The 4,464-nt window shown below is 49.7% G+C and carries 1 tRNA gene and 2 rRNA genes; all 3 read right to left on the bottom strand.

From position 1 onward, the window contains the following. Nucleotides 1–32: 32 nt before the first annotated feature. Nucleotides 33–2,913: ribosomal RNA gene (locus IRQ78_RS20325) — 23S ribosomal RNA — on the bottom strand. A gap of 173 nt (nt 2,914–3,086) precedes the next feature. Then, nucleotides 3,087–3,162: transfer RNA gene (locus tag IRQ78_RS20320), tRNA-Ala, on the bottom strand. Nucleotides 3,163–3,396: 234 nt separating this feature from the next. After that, nucleotides 3,397–4,464: ribosomal RNA gene (locus IRQ78_RS20315) — 16S ribosomal RNA — on the bottom strand; the annotation flags it as partial.

The raw sequence follows: 4,464 nt of genomic DNA, 5'->3' as shown, positions 1-4,464 counted from the left end.
GTTACGCTGTCATAAAACGCGTTTGGCGTTGTATGGTTAAGCCTCACGGGTAATTAGTACAGGTTAGCTTAATGGCTCACACCACTTCCACATCCTGCCTATCAACGTTGTAGTCTTCAACGGCCCTTCAGAGACTTTAAAAGTCTAGTGAGAACTCATCTCGAGGCCTGCTTCGCGCTTAGATGCTTTCAGCGCTTATCAGTTCCGAACGTAGCTACCGGGCAGTGCCATTGGCATGACAACCCGAACACCAGCGGTTCGTTCACTCCGGTCCTCTCGTACTAGGAGCAACCCCTCTCAATTCTCAAACGCCCACGGCAGATAGGGACCGAACTGTCTCACGACGTTCTAAACCCAGCTCGCGTACCACTTTAAATGGCGAACAGCCATACCCTTGGGACCGACTTCAGCCCCAGGATGTGATGAGCCGACATCGAGGTGCCAAACACCGCCGTCGATATGAACTCTTGGGCGGTATCAGCCTGTTATCCCCGGAGTACCTTTTATCCGTTGAGCGATGGCCCTTCCATTCAGAACCACCGGATCACTATGACCTACTTTCGTACCTGCTCGACGTGTCTGTCTCGCAGTTAAGCTGGCTTCTACCATTACACTAACCGTACGATGTCCGACCGTACTTAGCCAACCTTCGTGCTCCTCCGTTACTCTTTGGGAGGAGACCGCCCCAGTCAAACTACCCACCAGGCACTGTCCGTAACCCCGATTAGGGGCCAACGTTAGAACATCAACACTACAAGGGTGGTATTTCAAGGACGGCTCCACAAAAACTAGCGTTTCTGCTTCAAAGCCTCCCACCTATCCTACACATGTAGGGTCAATGTTCAGTGCCAAGCTGTAGTAAAGGTTCACGGGGTCTTTCCGTCTAGCCGCGGGTACACAGCATCTTCACTGCGATTTCAATTTCACTGAGTCTCGGGTGGAGACAGCGTGGCCATGGTTACACCATTCGTGCAGGTCGGAACTTACCCGACAAGGAATTTCGCTACCTTAGGACCGTTATAGTTACGGCCGCCGTTTACCGGGGCTTCGATCAAGAGCTTCGTCCGAAAACTAACCCCATCAATTAACCTTCCGGCACCGGGCAGGTGTCACACCGTATACGTCATCTTGCGATTTTGCACAGTGCTGTGTTTTTAATAAACAGTCCCAGCCACCTGGTCACTGCGGCTCCCGTCCGCTTAGAGAGCAAGTCTCATCACAGATAGGAGCGTACCTTCTCCCGAAGTTACGGTACAATTTTGCCTAGTTCCTTCACCCGAGTTCTCTCAAGCGCCTTAGTATTCTCTACCTGACCACCTGTGTCGGTTTGGGGTACGATTCGGTATAATCTGAAGCTTAGAGGCTTTTCCTGGAAGTATGGCATCAACAACTTCACMMCCTTRGKKGCTCGTCTCGTGTCTCAGTCTTAGCAACCCGGATTTTCCTAAGTCACCAACCTACTCACTTTCACATGGACAACCAACGCCATGCTTGTTTAGCCTGCTCCGTCCCCCCATCGCAATTATACCAAGTACGGGAATATTAACCCGTTTCCCATCGACTACGCCTTTCGGCCTCGCCTTAGGGGTCGACTTACCCTACCCTGATTAACATGGGATAGGAACCCTTGGTCTTCCGGCGTGCGGGTTTTTCACCCGCATTATCGTTACTCATGTCAGCATTCGCACTTCTGATACCTCCAGCAWACCTCCCGGTWCACCTTCAACGGCTTACAGAACGCTCCCCTACCACTCAAACAWAGTTTGAATCCGCAGCTTCGGTGCATAGTTTAGCCCCGTTACATCTTCCGCGCAGACCGACTCGACCAGTGAGCTATTACGCTTTCTTTAAAGGATGGCTGCTTCTAAGCCAACCTCCTGGCTGTCTGGGCCTTTCCACATCGTTTCCCACTTAACTATGACTTTGGGACCTTAGCTGGCGGTCTGGGTTGTTTCCCTCTTCACGACGGACGTTAGCACCCGCCGTGTGTCTCCCGGATAGTACTTTACGGTATTCGGAGTTTGCAAAGGGTTGGTAAGTCGGGATGACCCCCTAGCCTTAACAGTGCTCTACCCCCGTAAGTATTCGTCCGAGGCTCTACCTAAATAGATTTCGGGGAGAACCAGCTATCTCCCGGTTTGATTAGCCTTTCACTCCTAGCCACAGGTCATCCCCTAACTTTTCAACGTTAGTGGGTTCGGTCCTCCAGTTGATGTTACTCAACCTTCAACCTGCCCATGGCTAGATCACCGGGTTTCGGGTCTATACCTTGCAACTATACGCCCAGTTAAGACTCGGTTTCCCTACGGCTACCCTAATCGGTTAACCTCGCTACAAAATATAAGTCGCTGACCCATTATACAAAAGGTACGCAGTCACCCTCGAAGGGCTCCTACTGCTTGTACGTACACGGTTTCAGGTTCTATTTCACTCCCCTCACAGGGGTTCTTTTCGCCTTTCCCTCACGGTACTGGTTCACTATCGGTCAGTTGGGAGTATTTAGCCTTAGATGATGGTCCACCTATATTCAGTCAAAGTTTCACGTGCTCCGACCTACTCGATTTCACTTAAGATGCATTTTCGTGTACGGGACTATCACCCTGTATCGTCAAACTTTCCAGAATGTTCCACTAACACATAATAAGCTTAAGGGCTGGTCCGGTTTCGCTCGCCGCTACTTCCGGAATCTCGGTTGATTTCTGTTCCTACGGGTACTTAGATGTTTCAGTTCTCCGCGTTCGCCTCTTACACCTATGTATTCAGTGYAAGATACCTGCAAGCAGGTGGGTTTCCCCATTCGGAAATCCTAGYCTCAAGCGCTTTTTACTAGCTTGACTAGGCTTATCGCAAGTAATTCATCAAATAATGATGAGAATACTAAAGTAGATACCGATTAATCATTRCTGATTAACTGGCATATTTTTTACTTTTGAAAACTCTTTATAGATACGAATATCTATAAGAATTTTAATATCAGCTTTCCAAATTTTTAAAGAGCAAGAGAATAAACTTCTCAAAATTAAACACACTCTATTCTCAAGCAGTTTATTACCTGATTAAGAATGTTTATTTTTAAGGAGTAAAAGTGGTGGAGCTAAGCAGGATCGAACTGCTGACCTCCTGCGTGCAAGGCAGGCGCTCTCCCAGCTGAGCTATAGCCCCACATATGCTGGTACTTATTGTTATGTTTGCCACTTCGATTGAGACAAGGCGTAAGTTGAGGACGTTTAGTTCACTAAACGACGAAGCTTACAACGCAGTATCAAGAAGAAGTGGTGGGTCTGAGTAGATTTGAACTACCGACCTCACCCTTATCAGGGGTGCGCTCTAACCAACTGAGCTACAGACTAACAATCATCTGTGTGGACACTACGAACAAATAAGTTCTAAATCGTATAAGGAGGTGATCCAGCCCCAGGTTCCCCTAGGGCTACCTTGTTACGACTTCACCCCAGTCATGAATCACTCCGTGGTGAACGTCCTCCCGAAGGTTAGACTATCCACTTCTGGAGCAACCCACTCCCATGGTGTGACGGGCGGTGTGTACAAGGCCCGGGAACGTATTCACCGCGTCATTCTGATACGCGATTACTAGCGATTCCGACTTCATGGAGTCGAGTTGCAGACTCCAATCCGGACTACGACGCACTTTAAGTGATTCGCTTACCCTCGCAGGTTCGCAGCACTCTGTATGCGCCATTGTAGCACGTGTGTAGCCCTACACGTAAGGGCCATGATGACTTGACGTCGTCCCCACCTTCCTCCGGTTTATCACCGGCAGTCTCCTTAGAGTTCCCGACCGAATCGCTGGCAACTAAGGATAGGGGTTGCGCTCGTTGCGGGACTTAACCCAACATCTCACAACACGAGCTGACGACAGCCATGCAGCACCTGTATCAGAGTTCCCGAAGGCACCAAACCATCTCTGGTAAGTTCTCTGTATGTCAAGTGTAGGTAAGGTTCTTCGCGTTGCATCGAATTAAACCACATGCTCCACCGCTTGTGCGGGCCCCCGTCAATTCATTTGAGTTTTAACCTTGCGGCCGTACTCCCCAGGCGGTCTACTTAATGCGTTAGCTTTGAAAAACAAGTCCGAAGACCCGAGCTTCTAGTAGACATCGTTTACGGCGTGGACTACCAGGGTATCTAATCCTGTTTGCTCCCCACGCTTTCGTACATGAGCGTCAGTGTTGACCCAGGTGGCTGCCTTCGCCATCGGTATTCCTTCAGATCTCTACGCATTTCACCGCTACACCTGAAATTCTACCACCCTCTATCACACTCTAGTTTGCCAGTTCGAAATGCAGTTCCCAGGTTGAGCCCGGGGCTTTCACATCTCGCTTAACAAACCGCCTGCGTACGCTTTACGCCCAGTAATTCCGATTAACGCTCGCACCCTCCGTATTACCGCGGCTGCTGGCACGGAGTTAGCCGGTGCTTCTTCTGTAAGTAACGTCACAGCTA

This window comes from Pseudoalteromonas simplex (assembly GCF_015278155.1).
GTDB classification, from domain to species: domain Bacteria; phylum Pseudomonadota; class Gammaproteobacteria; order Enterobacterales; family Alteromonadaceae; genus Pseudoalteromonas; species Pseudoalteromonas simplex.
This window is presented reverse-complemented; position numbering and strand designations above follow the sequence as displayed.